The following is a 15,583-nucleotide window of genomic DNA, read 5'->3' as shown; positions in this document are numbered from 1 at the left end:
TGATCTATAAAATCTGCAAAAGGGAAGAAATTAATTTTTGATATTCATTCATATTTAAACTGCTCAGACTTCTACTTTTACGAATCTATTGACAAACATCGCTGCGACAACATTTCCCACGGCATTTAAAACAGTAGCTAATGGATCTACCAGAGTCCCGATAATCATTACTGCAGGAATCGCTTCATGAGGTAATTTATATACGGAAATCATCAACAGTTCACCAATATAACCGCCATTAGGAATCCCTCCCTCAACAATACTTACAAATACTGTAATTCCCAAAGCTAAAATCAGATTGGAAGGTTCAAAAAAATCTTTTCCGATAATTAGAAATGCGACATAAATCTTGATGATTGAAGATATGGATGATCCGTTTTTATGTAAAGTAGTTCCAATCGGAATAACGAGATTCGCAATAGAACTTGGTATTCCGATCTTCGAAGCTGCTTGCAAATTTGCAGGCATTGTTGCAAAGCTACTGCAAGTACTTAGAGCAGTTAGCGTAGGATAGGGCGCATTCGTCCAGAAATCCTTGACCCCTTTTCGCCCGTTGGCCATGAAGGTATATAGTGTGAAAAATAAAAAGAAATAGATGGTTCCCACGATGTAGTAGATACCTAGTGGCTTTCCGTAAAAACCAAAAAGCTGTGGACCCACAGTAGCAACCTGATAGGCAAAATAAGCCCCGAGCCCGATCGGAGCAAGCTTCATAACCAGTAAAAGCAGCTCTTTCATGACCTCGTATCCTGAAGCAAGGAAAAGTCTGAATGGCTGGCCGGTTTCTCCGGTTTTTCTTGCCGCAAAACCTGTTAAAAAAGCAAATATTAGCAGGGCGAGCATATTCTTTCTGGAAAACAGCTCTGTGAATTCACCAACTGTAAAGAAACTTACAATCCTGTTTCCCCAGGTTTCATTGTCATTACCTTCAGAAATGATCTGTGAACTTCCTGAAATAGGAGACATAGGAAAAAGATAAACAGCAATAATGGTAAAAACAGCTGCTGTTAATATAAAAAATAGAAAGGTAAACGACATCATCGCAATGATCTTTCCAAATTTTGATTGTTGCTCTAAAGATGCTATAGAATTAGACACAGCAAAAAATACCAATGGAACAACGCTTACAAAAAGTAAATTAAGAAAAATGTCTCCAAGCGGTTTTATATAACCTACAAAATCGGGAGCAGTGATCCCGATAATACTTCCAACTATGATTCCCAAGAGTAAAAATAAAATTCCAGAGTAGTTTTTAAATACTTCTTTCATGTATTGCTTTTTACCAAAGATAGGCTTATTTTTAACATATTATTGTATAATTTTCAGGGTTAAATTTTTTAAATTTGAGTAAATAAACGTTTCTATGGCTTATATAGATTACTATAAAATTCTGGGGGTAGATAAAAAAGCATCGCAGGAAGATATCAAAAAAGCATACCGAAAGCTGGCTCGGAAATTACATCCCGATCTTAATCCCGATGACAAAGAGGCTGAGAGAAAATTCAAGGAACTGAATGAAGCGAATGAGGTTCTCAGTAATCCGGAAAACCGAAGCAAATATGATAAGTACGGAGAAAACTGGAAACATGGTGAGGAATATGAAAAGGCTCAACAGCAACAAAGACAATATCAAAATCAAGGGCAAGGTTACAGTGGTGGATTCTCCGGTGCAGATTTTGGAGAAGGAGAGGACTTTTCAGATTTTTTCCAGAGTATGTTTGGACAAGGCGGAGGTTTCGGAAGAAGCTCCCGAGGTAGTGCTTCCGGGAAATTTAAAGGACAGGATGTGCAGGCTGAGCTTAATTTACATCTTAGAGATGCTGCCAAAACACATCCCCAAACGTTTGAGATTAATGGCAAAAAAGTACGGATTACAATTCCCGCCGGAGTTTATGATGGTCAGCAGATCAAATTAAAGGGTCACGGAAACCCAGGTATCAATGGAGGTCCTTCGGGAGATTTGTACATTACATTTAATATCTCACCTGATCCTGATTTTGAGAGGGTAGGAGATGATCTTAAAACGAAGGTTACTGTAGATCTTTATACAGCTGTTTTGGGTGGTGATGTAAAAGTAAATACCCTGGACGGAAGCGTTAATTTAAAGGTTAAACCTGAGACTCAAAGTGGATTAACGGTGAGGTTGAAAGGAAAAGGGTTTCCCGTATATAAAAAAGAAGGTCAATTTGGGGACCTGTTCGTAACATATGAAGTGAAGCTGCCAACAAACCTTACTGAGAAACAAAAAGAACTTTTTGAACAACTTAAAAATTCTTAGATCATGGAAGAGAGAATATCACGGGAAGAACTCGTAAAAATATATAATATAGAAATTACTTTCTTTGATGAGCTGGTAGACTGCGGCTTACTTGAGGTACAGACTGAAAATGATGTGCGCTATTTGATGTATGAAGATTTACCTGCTTTTGAAAGATTCACGAATTGGCATTATGATCTGGAAATAAACCTTCCTGGTTTAGAAGTTATTAATGATATGCTTCAGAAAATGACTGATCTTAAGCAAAAAAATAGAGACCTACTGGCCAAACTTTCTGCAATAAGTGATCGATATGAGGATATTTAATTTAGTTTTGCAATCTGTAAACAAATTAAATTTTTTATACAATGGGTGACGAGAAAGTGATCAAGCTACATGTAAACAGAAAAGATTTTGAAGAGATCTACTTTAAAGGAAACCAGGGAAGTTTGTTTTTCTCATCGGAGACCAGAAGTAAAACCATTATCACTATTGTTGTCGCTCTGATTTTTCTGATTACATTTTCCTTAAAAGAAAATTTAAGTAAAGAAAGCTTTGGAATTCTATATTTTATAAGTTTTGTTTTTCTTCTTTGTGCTGTATATCTTTCGGTAAGCATCAATAAGGTGTCCAGATGGAAAAAACAGGTCAAAAGATATCTGAAATCACTTGAGAATGCGGGTATTTATGAGATAAGATTCAATAATGAAACTTTCAATGTTAATCTTAATGAGCAGCATGAACTCAGCAGGTGGAGTGAATTTGTAACTGCAGAAACCCATGAAGACTATATTTCGATGGAAGGTAAATACAATTATATGTTTCCTGCAAAGTCAATGAGTGAACAGGATTACAGCGTATTGAAACAAGTAATAAAGAAAAATATTAAATAAAAAAATCAGAGCAGATCGCTCTGATTTTTTTATTTGCCTTTTAGTCTAGCCAGCCCATTTCCTTCATCCATTCATCATTGTAGATTTTACCTACATATCTTGAACCATGGTCATGGAGTAAAACAACAATCACGTCATCTTTGGTAAACTGATCTTTCATTTGTACCAATGCTGATATAGCACTTCCTGCTGAATATCCACAGAAAATTCCTTCTTCTTTTGCAAGCTTTCTTGCATAAATGGCACCATCTTTATCCGTTACTTTTTCAAAATGATCGATAACCGACATATCATAATTTTCAGGAATAATATCTTCTCCAATTCCTTCAGTAATGTAGGTATATGCGTGATCATAGTGAAGTTCACCGGTCTCATGGAATTCTTTTAAAATAGAACCATAAGTATCAACACCAATTACTTTTATATTTTCATTTTTTTCTTTGAAGAACGTTCCACATCCTGTAATGGTGCCTCCTGTTCCGGCTCCGACTACAAAATGAGTAAGTTTTCCTTCTGTTTGTTCCCAGATTTCAGGAGCAGTAGATTCATAATGTGCTGCTCGGTTGGATAAATTATCATATTGATTCACATACCATCCGTTTTCAGTTTCTTTGGCTAATCTTTTTGAAACCGAATAATAAGAACGAGGGTCCGTAGGCTTCACATCTGTAGGACAAACAATAACTTCTGCTCCTACAGCACGTAAAATATCACATTTTTCTTTAGATTGTTTGGAATTGGTTACAAAAATACATTTGTACCCCTTGATGATAGCGGCAAGAGCCAATCCCATTCCTGTATTTCCGGAAGTTCCCTCAATGATTGTTCCGCCCGGTTTTAATCTGCCATCTTTTTCGGCATCTTCGATCATTTTAACGGCCATTCTGTCTTTTACGGAATTTCCCGGGTTGAAAGTTTCTACTTTGGCTAAAACTAATGCAGGGAAATCCTCGCCCAAAACTTTGTTAAGTTTTACTAATGGAGTATTTCCGATAGTTTCAAGAATATTTTTTGCGTATTTCATACATAATTTATAAGCCTTGCAAAGATACAGCTTTAAAATTATTTATGAAGTTTGGCCACACGTAAAATGAACTATTAACAGATAAAGTATATTACCTCAATTGGGAAGAATAAACGATCTGAAATTAATTGTATTTGATCGCTTTAACCGGTGAAATCTTGCTGATCAGATAACTTGGAACGATCAATGCCAGTGCCGATATAATTAAAATTCCTACAGAAATTGATATAATAGCAATAGGGTTAAGGTCTACGGGAACTGTACTTACATAATAATTTTCAGGATTCAGCTTTATAATTCCAAAAAACTTCTGTAAAAGTAAGAGACCAAGTCCTATAATATTTCCGTATAAAAGCCCCGGAACCATTATTATTAGAGTATAATTAATGAATGTAGCCCTGATCTGGGAATTGCTAGCTCCTAAGGTTTTTAAGAGACCGATTGAATTGGTTCTTTCAATGATAAGGATCAAAAGAACCATGATGATATTAATGATGACAACAATAAGCATGATAATAATGATCAATGCAATATTGGTATCAAAAATGCTGATCCAGTCTGTAATCTGTGGGAATTTTTCTGTCGCTTTTTCCGCGTAATTTTTATAGCCGATAAGCTTTTCAATTTCCGGGAAATCACTATCGATATCATTTACATTTTTAAAGAAGATATCCAGACCACCAATGTCATCCGGTTTCATATCCTGAATTTTTCTCACATGGTTGATTCCACCGATCACAAATTGTTCATCAATCATTTTGATGTCCGTTCGGTAAATTCCCACAACTTCAAATTTTCGATAAATAGGTTTCTGATCCGCCTTTGAAAATATGGTAACAATACTGTCTTTCACTTTTAAATGAAGGTCATTCGCGATCTTTTGTGAAATAGTTACCCCATGGTTATAGCCGACCTCCGTTACTTTGGGTGTTGTGCCGGCAACGAGAAATTTTTTAAAACGGGCACTGTCAAAGTCCTTGCCTACACCTTTGAAAATAATGCCTGCAAAATTATGCTCATTCCGCATAATTCCTGTAACCATAGCATATTTCTGAACACTTTCAACATCCGGAAGTGCTTTTATTTTCTGAATATTTAAACCCTGCTTATCAAGTACAGAAGTATTGTATGAAGAATTAGATCGTGTGGACTTTACGGTAATATGTCCGCTGAAATCTGCCAGTCTTTCTTTAATAGCTTTTTTTGAGCCAAATCCTGTAGATACGGTAATCAATGATACAATGATTCCTAAAGCTACAGAAAGCCTGCCTATGAAGATGATAACCCTTGAAAGATTATTTTTGTTATCTTTGGAAAACGCTATTTTTCTAGAGAAATATAAAGGAAAGTTCAAGCTTATGAATTTAGATTTCAAAATTAAAAATTTACTTCTTATTTGCCTAATTTTTTTAGGAGTATTCAATCAATATTATTCTCAGAATCAAACAAAAGATGGTTTTAAGACCGGTGCCGACCAGCCGGAAGTTTATTTACCGCTGCTAAAGGGAAAAACAATTGGTATTGTTACCAACCAAACGGGTTTGATGAAAGATCGTACTCACCTGGTCGATTTTTTAGTAAAAAACGGGATTAAGATAAAAGCTATTTTTGCCCCTGAGCATGGCTTTAGGGGAAATGCTGATGCTGGTGAAACTGTTAAAAATGGAGTAGACTCAAAAACAGGTGTGCCTATTGTTTCTTTATATGGAAGTAATAAAAAGCCGAAACCTGAACAGTTAAAAGGAATTGATATTGTAGTGTTTGATATTCAGGATGTCGGCGTCAGATTCTATACTTATATTTCAACGTTAAGCTACCTTATGGAGGCCGGAGCCGAAAATAATGTTGAGATAATGGTATTGGACAGGCCTAATCCTCACGATGGATATATTGATGGACCTGTTTTAAAAAAGAAATGGGCTAGTTTTGTGGGAATGCATGAAGTTCCGGTTGTCTATGGTTTAACCATTGGTGAGTATGGAAAAATGGTCAACGGTGAAAAATGGCTGAAGAATGGAATGGAGGCAAAATATATTTTGGTTCCTATGAAGAATTATCATAAAAAGCTGCGATATGCTATTTCTGATAAGCCATCTCCCAACTTACCTAATGATAAAGCAATAAATTTATATCCGAGTTTATGTTTTTTTGAAGGAACACAGGTTTCTGTAGGAAGAGGTACAGATACTCCCTTTCAGGTATATGGTTCTCCCTGGACAAAAAGTCTTCCTTACCAGTTTACTCCAAAGCCTAATTTCGGGGCAAAAGATCCATTCCTGAACGGGCAATTATGTTATGGAGAAAATTTATCTGAGTATCCGAATGATTTGAGGGAACTTAATCTGGAATGGGTGATCAAAGCTTATAAAAATTATAAGAATCCTCAGCAGGATTTCTTTCTTAAAAACTTATGGTTCGATACTTTATCCGGAACTGATGAATTAAGAAAACAAATTATTGCCGGTAAATCAATACAAGAAATAAAGGCTTCGTGGAAGTCAGATTTAGAAAAGTTTGAGAAAATCAGATCTAAATACGTGGTGTACGAAAACTAATCGAAATCTTGTGGTGGGTTTTTGTCATTTTTACCTTTATTAAGGATAAAAAGCCCCATTGTTAAGCCTATTACTCCTGCTGAAGCGGTCATTATTGCCCTTTGTAATTTGTCTGGGGCATCATTTCCAATGTAATTCATTAAAAAAAGGATAACAAAGGTGATAACCAATATAATAATGTGATTTTTTCCAAATAGTTTCATCGTGTTATTTTATTTTGTAAGAAATCATTATGCCGCCTCTATATGGTAATATTTCACCACTTTTATTAAATCCGGTAGCTACATCATAGCGTTTTCCTGTGGTGCGGTCATAGCCCTTATAAAAATCCTGAGAGGTTCCAACAGTTGCATAAACATCCAGATTCCAGTTTTCTGAAAGCTGAAACTGGTAACCCGCAGTAACTCCAATGATCAGTGAAACTCCTTTTTGATACAGATTGGACTTTTTGTATTTTTCGCCTCTGTCATTGGTGTATGTGCCGGAACCCCAGTAATTCCATTTTTGCAATACAAAAGAAGATGCTGCAAGGTTGGCACCCACATACCAGTGTTTGAAAGCTTCATCAAAATAATATCTACCCTCTAAGGAAACAGAATAATACTGAAATTCATGTCCGGCGAAAGATTTCCATGGAGAAACAAATACATCACCCTGTAAAGTATATTTTTTACTAAGCTGATATTCTAATCCTCCGTTTAGAACTCCTATTGGAAGAAAAAGGGCATTGCCTTTTACGTATAAACTTTTCCCCCTTTCTGTAGCCTGTTCTTGTTCCTGGGCGTTCAAATTTCCTAGTGAAAACAGACTCATAAAACTTACCAACAATTTATATTTCATTCTGAAGTTTATTTGATTTGTTTAAGCAATCCTTCAGCCAAAGTTGCGTCTTTATTGGATTGAACAGCCATATTTTTCGACATTTCAGCATACGTTTTTGCCATATCTTTATTTCCTGTTAAGAAATAGAGCTTTGCCAGAATAAAGGTGTTTTCAGAAGTCTCTCCTCTCATAACAGATTTCTCTGCCCATTCAACCGCTTTCTTTAATGAAGATGTCGTTTTTACATGCTCGGAGAATATCCACGCGGCTTTAAGTAATTGATTAGGCTCAAAGGAATCAGAATTTTTGTAATATGCTAAAGCTGCTTTTTCATATTCAGGAAAATTATTATTTTGTTCATAATAACTAAGTTTAGTCTGATTCAGCTTAATTTCAGCCTCATATTTCCCAACCAGGGGTTCTGCTGTTTTCATAAAATAGTCATCATTTACCCTCTTATTTTTGTCGTCAATTGATTCGGCTACTACTTTTGATAAAATAAGCTGATGATCAAATTCTTTATAGGTTTCCTCAGGAAGATATTTGATAATTTCTGATTTTCTGGAAGCGAAAATTTTATAATTAGGATCCTCAACGGATTTTAAAAAGAATAAAAGAAATCCAATGTCATCTTTAGACAGTTCTTCAGTTTTCTTTTTATTTTCAAAATATCTTTCAGAGGCTTTTTTTGCAAAATCAAAATCTGAAGTAGAATTTAATTTCATTACGTTGATCAAAAATTCAGGGTCTTTTTCACCCGATGCAAAACGATCTTTTAGGGATCCTTTTTTATTATTGGGCGAATTGATGTCCTGTGCCATTGTTAAGAAAACACTTTCTTCCATATAACCGAGATTTTGAGAGATCAGCTCCCCATCACCGTTCAGAAACAAGTAAGTCGGATAGGAACGAACTCCGTATTTGGCGGCAATTTCTCTTCCTTCTCCTTTCTCCATATCAAATCTTGCATTTACAAAATTGGCGTTATAATAATCTCCCACCGATTTCTTTGTAAATACATTTTTCTCCATCAGTTTACAAGGGCCACACCATGAAGCGTAAGCATCAATGAAAACTATTTTGTTTTCTTTCTTAGCTTTGGCAATTAGATCTTTAAAAGGGATATCCTGAAACTGGATGGATTCCTGCGCAAAAAGAATTACAGTGAAAAAAACAAATAATCCGGAGATAATCTTCTTCATTCGATTAAAATTTGTAGGCGAAGATAGTTAATTTTCAAGAGATAGATTGAAAATGAGAAGGCCAGATAGAGGACATTAACTAATTTTAAGAACTAAATTAATCAATTGTAAAACTTGTTTTCTGTATCCTGTCTTATTTAATATCATTCAATAGAAGTTATTCTTTATTTTTGTGAATTAGATGATTATAATTTATTGGACTATTAACTAAAAAACTGAAGCTGTTTATGCTTTATCTTTCCGGGGTTTTTATTGCTTTCTTTTTGACATTTCTTTTGCTTACAAAACGGAATAAAAGCTCTGCTGATTTTATTTTATGTGGATGGTTATTTACAATTGGTGTCAATTTATTAACACATTATCTCTTTCTTACTCATCAGTATAAAGAATATCCTTCTTTTATACTTTTAGGTTTTACACTACCGTTACTTTATGGACCGTTTTTATACCTCTATGTAAGAAAACAAACTTCTCCTAAACCTTTTTCAGCAGTACAGCTGTTACATTTTTTACCTTTTGTGATATGTAATTTATCTTTTCTTTCATTTTATATGGCACCCTTTGATGAAAGGGTTAGTATTTTTAAACATGAGGGAAGGGAATTCGAGATTGAATTGCTTTTCAGGCTATATGGTATATACATTTCAGGAATCATTTATGTGATCATTTCTTTATTTATTTTATATAGATTCCGCAAAAATATGGTCCAGCAGTTTTCAAATACAGAAAAAATAAACTTTAAGTGGTTGTTGTATCTTATTATCTGGATTGGGCTGATCTGGGGATTGGTTCTTTGGAATGACAATGCAAATATTATTTATGGTGCAGTTGCTGTTTTTATCATGTGGTTGGGATATTTCGGGATCAAGCAGGTACAGGTTTTCAATCATTCTAATTCATTTTTTACTGCTGAAGAAAGCCTGACAGAAGTACTTAGATCTCCAATAGCAATTGGTGAAGATAAAAAGTATCAAAAATCAGGATTAACACAGGAAAATATTGATGATATCCATTGCAGATTACTTGAGGTTTTAAGCGAAGAAAAACCGTTCATAAATCCCAATCTCACCTTAAATGAATTGTCTCAGTTGCTTAAAGTCCATCCGAACTATCTTTCCCAGGTAATTAATTCTAAGGAAAATAAAAACTTCTACGAATTAATTAATGAAAAGAGGATAGAAGAGTTTTTGCACAAAATTTCGGAACCGGAAAGCAGGCAATATACTTTTCTGGCTATTGCCTTTGAATGTGGTTTTAATTCCAAAACATCCTTCAACCGGAATTTTAAAAAATATACGGGTATTACCCCTACTGAATACCAAAAAAAGCTGTAATTCTTATCTTTTTATAGTTTCATCTTCCAGGGAATGGTTTCATGTTTCATATAATATTGGTAATCAGGTTTTTATATTGGTTGTTTTTCTTGGGTCAGCTTTCCTGTTGGGGCGTATAGCTTTTGGGTTTGATGAATCTTTGCATCAATATTTTAAACCCAAACTATGACAACATTGAGAAAAAAAAGAGGGTTACTGACCTCTTTTACAATTTTTGCATTACTGTTCTCCTGTACTGATGGAAGAACAATTGATGAACCCGGAAACTTAGTTCCTAAGACAGTTGATCAGGATTCTTCATTACCATCAATACGCGTGAATGGCTCTCTGCTCCATTCCGAAGCATTCGGCCCTGAAAATGGGACTCTAATTATTGCTATCCATGGAGGACCCGGAGGTGATTACAGATATTTATTAAATTGTAAAGATCTCGCTAATAAAGGATACAGAGTCGTTTTTTATGATCAGAGAGGTTCTGGTCTTTCCCAGCGTTTTCCTAAGAATTCATATAAATCATTAGGAGCGGGAGCTATTGATCTTATGTATGACGAATTATCTTCAGTAATAGCTTATTATCGTAAAAGCTCTAATCAAAAAGTAATCTTATTAGGGCATTCCTGGGGAGCCATACTGGCTTCAGGATATGTGGGAAAGTATCCAAACGCTGTTCAGGGGATTGTTTTATGCGAACCGGGCGGATTGAAATGGGATGATATTACTGACTATGTAAAAGAGTCCAGATCATTTAAACTCTGGAGTGAGATTTTGAATGATGCAGCCTATATTGATCAGTTTATATCGGGGAAGGAGGATCAGCACGAAATATTGGATTATAAAATGTCTATGCTGACATCGAAAAACGATATTACTGGTGAGGGGGATTTTGATCCCGGCATGAGCTGGAGAAGTGGGGCTGTAATTATGGATGCATTATTTGATGTAGGAGAGGAATACAATTCCGATTTTTCTAAGGGGTTGCAGAATTACAATGCTCCTGTGTTGTTCTTTTACAGTGAAAGAAATAAAGCTTATCCTGATTCCTGGGCACAGAAAATTACTTCAGATTATAATCATGTGGAAAAGGTTAAGGTTTCCGGTGTTGGACATGATGGTATTATTACCAATCAGAATGCGTGGAATTCCCAGACCAAGCCTAAAATTATCAATTTTATCAACAACCTTTAACAAATGAAAAATAATAAACTATATATAAAAATAACTTTTTTTATACTGATCTGTAATGTTGTGAAATCACAAACGGTTAACTGGGCTGGGCTTGAAAATGGAGAAAGGCATATTCTTAATGCAAACATTGGTGCCGAATATGGTGCTATTCTGGGGCTAGGATACGGATATAAATTTCATGATAAGTTGTTTCCCACAATTGTAAATATTGAGGTCTCCACACCGGCTGGTGAAGATTTATTTGATGATTTTAAAACAAAAGCAGGAGCTCATGTGAGATGGGTGAAAGTTAGGGATTTCCAGTTTTCAACAAAAGTTCAGGGAGTTTTCCGGAAGTTTGAAAACGAGAATGTTCAGCTTCTGAATTTTGGGGTGGATATGTCCGGAACAATTGGGTATTACAGACGGAGATGGTTTGGAGCGTTAGAAATTGGCTTTGATAAAGCCATTGTTACTCATTTCAAACATTCCGATCACTATAGAGAAATTTATCCGGCAGTAAAAGATGGCTGGTATGAACCGGCGACCGGAGGAAACTTTTATGCTGCCATACAAGGAGGATATACATTCAGCAACCAGGAAATATATCTGAAAATAGGGGGTATTGTTTCTCAGGATTTGAAAACGAAACCACAACTGCCATATCTTTTACAAGTTGGATATAATTACAAGTTGCCTTTTTAAGTGTTAATGCCGGATTTTAATCCGGCATTTTACTATTGTCAGTAGCTAATTATGCTCCCAGTTCAAGTTGGTTTTTAACCAGATTAAAATAATCAGATTTTTTTTCCACCAATGATTGGTGGTTGCCTTGTTCTACGATCTCTCCCTTTTTCAAAACAATGATTTGATCTGCATTTTTAACAGTTGAAAGCCTGTGTGCAATAATTAAAACAGTTTTGCCTTTAAAGAATTCCTGTAAATGATCATGGATTACCTTTTCGTTTTCTGCGTCCAGAGCTGAGGTGGCCTCATCAAAGAAGACAAAATAGGGTTGTTTATAAACTGCTCTTGCAATCAGTATCCTTTGTTTTTGTCCACCGGAAATTCCATTTCCTGAAGCTCCGATCTTTGTGTTTAATCCTAAAGGAAGTTCATCTACAAATGATTTAATATTCGCAGTTTTAAGGGCGAAATTGAGTACATCGTCATCTGGAATTTCTTCTCCGGTTGCAATGTTTCTTTCAATAGTATCAGAAAAAATATATCCGTCCTGCATAACCACTCCACAGTTTTTTCTTAAATTTTTTGGCGATATTTCTTTTAAATTAGAGTGATTAAAATAAATATCACCAGAGGTCGGTTCATAGAACTTCAATAATAATTTCATTAATGTTGTTTTGCCACTACCACTTGCTCCGACAATAGCGGTAACTTTTCCTTGGGGAATAAAAAGATCAATATTCTTGAGAACAAACGGTGATTGAGGTCCCTCATATTGAAAAGAAACATTCTTAAAATAAATTCCTTTTTCAATTCCGTTTTGGGTGGTATATTTTTCATTCATTAACGGAAGCAAGTCTTCCTGTTCTTCTTCCGGGTGATTTTGAACTTCATTTAAACGCGATAAACTTAGTTTAGCGTCCTGTAAAGATTTAAAAAAACTAATCAATTGGTTAACCGGAGAATTCATTTGTCCAATAATGTAAGATACACTCAGTAAAGCCCCCAGTGTCATATGTCCCTTCACCACAAAAGAGGCAGCGAGGAAAGTAACAATAATGTTTTTTAGCTGATTGATGAATTCGAATCCTGAAAGCTGGATTTGATCAAGTTTTAGAATTCTGATATTTACTTTAAATAATTTTTGTTGGATTTCTTCCCATTCTTTACGTTTGTGCTCTTCGAACTGATTAAGTTTCATCTCAGAAATTCCATTAATGATTTCGTAAATGGATTCCTGATTTTCACTTTTTTCACGAAATCTGAAATAATCTAACGATTTTATTTTTTTTAACCAATATAAGGACCATACAACTGATATTATGGTTAATATAAAATAGGTAGCAAGAATTCTGAAATCATATGTCCAAAGAACCACAAAAAATACCGAAAAGGTAATCATTGAGAATAATGTTGATAAACTTTGAGAGGTAAGAAAAAGTTCTATCCGCTCGTGATCTTGTATTCTTTGATTGAAATCACCCATGAATTTAGTATCAAAAAATTTGATCGGAAGGCTCATCAGTTTTTTAAGAAATTCGGAAATGATTTTAATATTTAATTTACTTCCAACGCTTAGCATAATCCAGTTGCGGAAAACTCCTAATATGATATTCCCAAGAAAAAATGCCAGTTGAGCGAGAAGAATGTAGGTAATAATGTTAAGGTTTTTCTTGTTGACACCGTCATCAATTAGCTTCTGGGTTAATATAGGAAAAGCCAGAGTAGCTAGTGTTCCAAGAAGAAGGATAAAAGAAAGCCAGATAAATTGTTTTTTATGTGGGCTTAGGTACTGATAAATATATTGTAATGATACTTTTTTATCTTTAATATTGTTATTCTGGAAAAAAGTTTCTGTAGGCTCCAATAGCAAAACGATGCCTTTATCAGAGTTTTTCAGCCAGGCCTTTTTAAATTCGGTTTCAGGTAATTTAATGATCCCATGGGCGGGATCGGCAATTGTGTAAATTTTCTCTTTATTGTAAAAATATTTCGAAATTTTGGTGAGAACGACAAAGTGATTTTGGTTCCAATGTATAACACATGGTAAGAATTCATTTTTTAAATCCCCAATTGAAAGTTGTGTTACTAAAGTTTTAAACCCAAGTTTAGATGCTGCATTGTTCATGCTTAAAATAGAAACACCTTCCCTTGAAATAAAGCAATGGTCACGTAAGTACTGTAGTCCATATGCTTTGCCATAATAAGCCGTTATCATAGCTAAACATGATGGACCACAGTCCATTTTATCATGTTGAGGAATAAATTTCATTACTTTTCTTCTAATAATATATCCTCTGTTTGTTTCACTGTTCTCTTTTCGCCTACAATTTCAATTCCTCTTTTGTTATAGATCATGGAAAGGAAATAGAGTCCGGCTTCAATAGGCCAATCTGTTTCCAGATCTTTTAACAATTCGGAAACTCTCCAGTTTTTATGGGTATTTAGATTATCTACTATATTTTTTAATTCAGGATGATATCTCATTTCTATTTTAGAACCTCTCACAAAAAGATAGAATGTGTCTTTATTTTCATCCACATTATAAATCATTTTAAATGGTTCACAAGCATGAATTTCTTTTTCAAGTAAAAATTCGTAGTTATCTATATCATATTTATCTTCTAATTCTCTTGTTTGTGGAGGAGCCTGCCATCCTGCATTGCTAAGTAAACTGTGTTTGTATTCATCATACAGATATTTAAAAAACGATTCAGTAGATCCTTTTAACAAGTCTTCGTCTAGTTTTAAAAGGGAAAGAAACTCTTCAAATGTCTGATGATTTTCTAAATAGTTATGCTGAGGTTCAATAACGTCTTTATTAATATCCAGATAGTTGGTGTAAAAAGTATTGAGTACTCTGTCAAAAAATTTAACTTTCGACGGGTTATTAAACCAAAATGTTACACCAACGGAAAGATCATCACTTTTGCCGATATGAAATTTATTCCATGGCATAAAGAATAGGTCTCCTGCTCCAAAATCATATCTTTCGGCATGTTCAAGCAGAGGATCTATATCAAAATTATTGTGTTTTGTACCGGTAAGGTCTTTGTATTTTTCCTGATCCCATATGTACATTGTTTTTTCACCGGGACCTAAGTGGAAGTGTAGCACATTTTCACCTTTATGATCCTGATGTATTCCTAAGGGAGTCCATCCGTAGTTTCCTATAAATACCGTCACATCTACTCCTGTCGCCGGAATACCAATAATTTCCAATAAAGGTTGAGTAATAAGTCTAAGTTCCTTTGATATGTAATCTGAGTGTTTTTCAAGAAAATTGACGATTAGTCCGAACTTCTCTTTGAAAACCCGGTTACAATATTCTATAATTTCTTCATTTTCAAAAGGAGGATTTTTATATATTTCATCAACAAAATCATTGTTCTCCTTTCCTTTTCCTTGTGAAGGGAAGTAAAGTCTGAAGCCATCGTGATCTTTAGTTTTAAATCTGTTGATCAGTCCATCGACAACGGCCTCCTTCAGTTTTTTGATTAAATCTTCTGGGATTACATCTTTAACCACACATGTCTGTGTGAAATTTTTATTGATATTGATGAAATTCTCCCAAAATTCTTTGTTGAAATTTGTTTCCATAGTATTATAAGTTTTTGAAATAAAAAAGCAACAGAGAATGGATATCCT

15 protein-coding genes are annotated in these 15,583 nt (G+C 34.7%); 7 read left to right on the top strand and 8 right to left on the bottom strand.

The genetic code is table 11. From position 1 onward, the window contains the following. Window positions 1–63: 63 nt before the first annotated feature. Window positions 64–1,269 carry a dicarboxylate/amino acid:cation symporter gene (locus G9C87_RS07420; protein ID WP_172279642.1) on the bottom strand — a complete coding sequence of 402 codons (1,206 nt, stop codon included), beginning with the start codon at window positions 1,267–1,269 and terminating at the stop codon, window positions 64–66. 94 nt (window positions 1,270–1,363) lie between these two features. Here G9C87_RS07420 and G9C87_RS07415 point away from each other — a divergent pair, with 94 nt between their 5' ends. The 3 genes from G9C87_RS07415 to G9C87_RS07405 are packed head-to-tail and all read left to right on the top strand — an operon-like array spanning window position 1,364 to window position 3,150. Then, the gene (locus tag G9C87_RS07415) at window positions 1,364–2,278 is read left to right on the top strand and encodes a DnaJ C-terminal domain-containing protein (RefSeq protein WP_172279640.1); all 915 of its coding nucleotides are present in this window, start codon (window positions 1,364–1,366) and stop codon (window positions 2,276–2,278) included. Between the two features lie 3 nt (window positions 2,279–2,281). Continuing rightward, window positions 2,282–2,584 (top strand): chaperone modulator CbpM, encoded by a 303-nt coding sequence (locus G9C87_RS07410; RefSeq protein WP_172279638.1) that lies wholly within the window; start codon window positions 2,282–2,284, stop codon window positions 2,582–2,584. A 41-nt stretch (window positions 2,585–2,625) separates the two neighbouring features. Then, the gene (locus tag G9C87_RS07405; RefSeq protein WP_172279636.1) at window positions 2,626–3,150 is read left to right on the top strand and encodes a hypothetical protein; all 525 of its coding nucleotides are present in this window, start codon (window positions 2,626–2,628) and stop codon (window positions 3,148–3,150) included. 40 nt (window positions 3,151–3,190) lie between these two features. On the opposite strand, the gene G9C87_RS07400 is transcribed toward G9C87_RS07405, so the two are convergent. Next, window positions 3,191–4,174: a PLP-dependent cysteine synthase family protein gene (locus G9C87_RS07400; protein WP_172279634.1), complete on the bottom strand. Its 984-nt coding sequence runs from the start codon at window positions 4,172–4,174 to the stop codon at window positions 3,191–3,193. Window positions 4,175–4,298: 124 nt separating this feature from the next. Then, window positions 4,299–5,528 (bottom strand): ABC transporter permease, encoded by a 1,230-nt coding sequence (locus tag G9C87_RS07395; protein WP_172279632.1) that lies wholly within the window; start codon window positions 5,526–5,528, stop codon window positions 4,299–4,301. Between the two features lie 4 nt (window positions 5,529–5,532). Between G9C87_RS07395 and G9C87_RS07390 the strand changes: the two genes are divergently transcribed. Next, entirely contained in the window at window positions 5,533–6,729 is a 1,197-nt protein-coding gene (locus G9C87_RS07390) for an exo-beta-N-acetylmuramidase NamZ domain-containing protein (protein ID WP_172279630.1), read from the top strand. On the opposite strand, the gene G9C87_RS07385 is transcribed toward G9C87_RS07390, so the two are convergent. The 3 genes from G9C87_RS07385 to G9C87_RS07375 are packed head-to-tail and all read right to left on the bottom strand — an operon-like array spanning window position 6,726 to window position 8,753. Beyond that, window positions 6,726–6,932: a hypothetical protein gene (locus G9C87_RS07385; protein WP_172279628.1), complete on the bottom strand. Its 207-nt coding sequence runs from the start codon at window positions 6,930–6,932 to the stop codon at window positions 6,726–6,728. The two genes, G9C87_RS07390 and G9C87_RS07385, sit on opposite strands and share 4 nt — an antisense overlap. 4 nt (window positions 6,933–6,936) lie before the next feature. Next, on the bottom strand, window positions 6,937–7,569 hold the full coding sequence (locus G9C87_RS07380; RefSeq protein ID WP_172279626.1) for a DUF3575 domain-containing protein: 633 nt from the start codon (window positions 7,567–7,569) through the stop codon (window positions 6,937–6,939). An 8-nt stretch (window positions 7,570–7,577) separates the two neighbouring features. Next, a complete protein-coding gene (locus G9C87_RS07375) occupies window positions 7,578–8,753 on the bottom strand; it encodes a thioredoxin family protein (protein WP_172279624.1) in 1,176 nt (391 codons plus the stop codon). Window positions 8,754–8,980: 227 nt separating this feature from the next. Here G9C87_RS07375 and G9C87_RS07370 point away from each other — a divergent pair, with 227 nt between their 5' ends. The 3 genes from G9C87_RS07370 (at window position 8,981) to G9C87_RS07360 (ending at window position 11,956) form a co-directional block, all read left to right on the top strand. Next, window positions 8,981–10,087: a helix-turn-helix domain-containing protein gene (locus G9C87_RS07370; RefSeq protein WP_172279622.1), complete on the top strand. Its 1,107-nt coding sequence runs from the start codon at window positions 8,981–8,983 to the stop codon at window positions 10,085–10,087. A 165-nt stretch (window positions 10,088–10,252) separates the two neighbouring features. Further along, window positions 10,253–11,272, top strand: coding sequence for an alpha/beta hydrolase (locus G9C87_RS07365; RefSeq protein WP_172279620.1), 1,020 nt, complete (start codon window positions 10,253–10,255; stop codon window positions 11,270–11,272). Window positions 11,273–11,275: 3 nt separating this feature from the next. Beyond that, window positions 11,276–11,956, top strand: coding sequence for a hypothetical protein (locus tag G9C87_RS07360; protein ID WP_172279618.1), 681 nt, complete (start codon window positions 11,276–11,278; stop codon window positions 11,954–11,956). A 49-nt stretch (window positions 11,957–12,005) separates the two neighbouring features. On the opposite strand, the gene G9C87_RS07355 is transcribed toward G9C87_RS07360, so the two are convergent. Together G9C87_RS07355 and G9C87_RS07350 are read right to left on the bottom strand one after the other, a co-directional pair. After that, entirely contained in the window at window positions 12,006–14,207 is a 2,202-nt protein-coding gene (locus G9C87_RS07355; RefSeq protein ID WP_172279616.1) for a peptidase domain-containing ABC transporter, read from the bottom strand. Then, window positions 14,207–15,535, bottom strand: a complete 1,329-nt coding sequence (locus G9C87_RS07350; protein WP_172279614.1) for a hypothetical protein — start codon at window positions 15,533–15,535, stop codon at window positions 14,207–14,209. Before G9C87_RS07350 ends, G9C87_RS07355 begins: the two co-directional genes overlap by 1 nt. Window positions 15,536–15,583 lie beyond the last annotated feature (48 nt).

It is taken from the genome of Chryseobacterium sp. LAM-KRS1, assembly GCF_013184525.1.
GTDB classification, from domain to species: Bacteria; Bacteroidota; Bacteroidia; order Flavobacteriales; family Weeksellaceae; genus Chryseobacterium; species Chryseobacterium proteolyticum.
Note: the sequence above shows the minus strand (reverse complement) of the source record. Positions and strands in the feature narration are given on the sequence as shown.

Coding starts and splice junctions, on each gene's coding strand:
- G9C87_RS07420 (WP_172279642.1), bottom strand. CDS start 1,269: ATGAAAGAAGTATTTAAAAACTACTCTGGAATTTTATTTTTACTCTTG.
- G9C87_RS07415 (WP_172279640.1), top strand. CDS start 1,364: ATGGCTTATATAGATTACTATAAAATTCTGGGGGTAGATAAAAAAGCA.
- G9C87_RS07410 (WP_172279638.1), top strand. CDS start 2,282: ATGGAAGAGAGAATATCACGGGAAGAACTCGTAAAAATATATAATATA.
- G9C87_RS07405 (WP_172279636.1), top strand. CDS start 2,626: ATGGGTGACGAGAAAGTGATCAAGCTACATGTAAACAGAAAAGATTTT.
- G9C87_RS07400 (WP_172279634.1), bottom strand. CDS start 4,174: ATGAAATACGCAAAAAATATTCTTGAAACTATCGGAAATACTCCATTA.
- G9C87_RS07390 (WP_172279630.1), top strand. CDS start 5,533: ATGAATTTAGATTTCAAAATTAAAAATTTACTTCTTATTTGCCTAATT.
- G9C87_RS07385 (WP_172279628.1), bottom strand. CDS start 6,932: ATGAAACTATTTGGAAAAAATCACATTATTATATTGGTTATCACCTTT.
- G9C87_RS07380 (WP_172279626.1), bottom strand. CDS start 7,569: ATGAAATATAAATTGTTGGTAAGTTTTATGAGTCTGTTTTCACTAGGA.
- G9C87_RS07375 (WP_172279624.1), bottom strand. CDS start 8,753: ATGAAGAAGATTATCTCCGGATTATTTGTTTTTTTCACTGTAATTCTT.
- G9C87_RS07370 (WP_172279622.1), top strand. CDS start 8,981: ATGCTTTATCTTTCCGGGGTTTTTATTGCTTTCTTTTTGACATTTCTT.
- G9C87_RS07365 (WP_172279620.1), top strand. CDS start 10,253: ATGACAACATTGAGAAAAAAAAGAGGGTTACTGACCTCTTTTACAATT.
- G9C87_RS07360 (WP_172279618.1), top strand. CDS start 11,276: ATGAAAAATAATAAACTATATATAAAAATAACTTTTTTTATACTGATC.
- G9C87_RS07355 (WP_172279616.1), bottom strand. CDS start 14,207: ATGAAATTTATTCCTCAACATGATAAAATGGACTGTGGTCCATCATGT.
- G9C87_RS07350 (WP_172279614.1), bottom strand. CDS start 15,535: ATGGAAACAAATTTCAACAAAGAATTTTGGGAGAATTTCATCAATATC.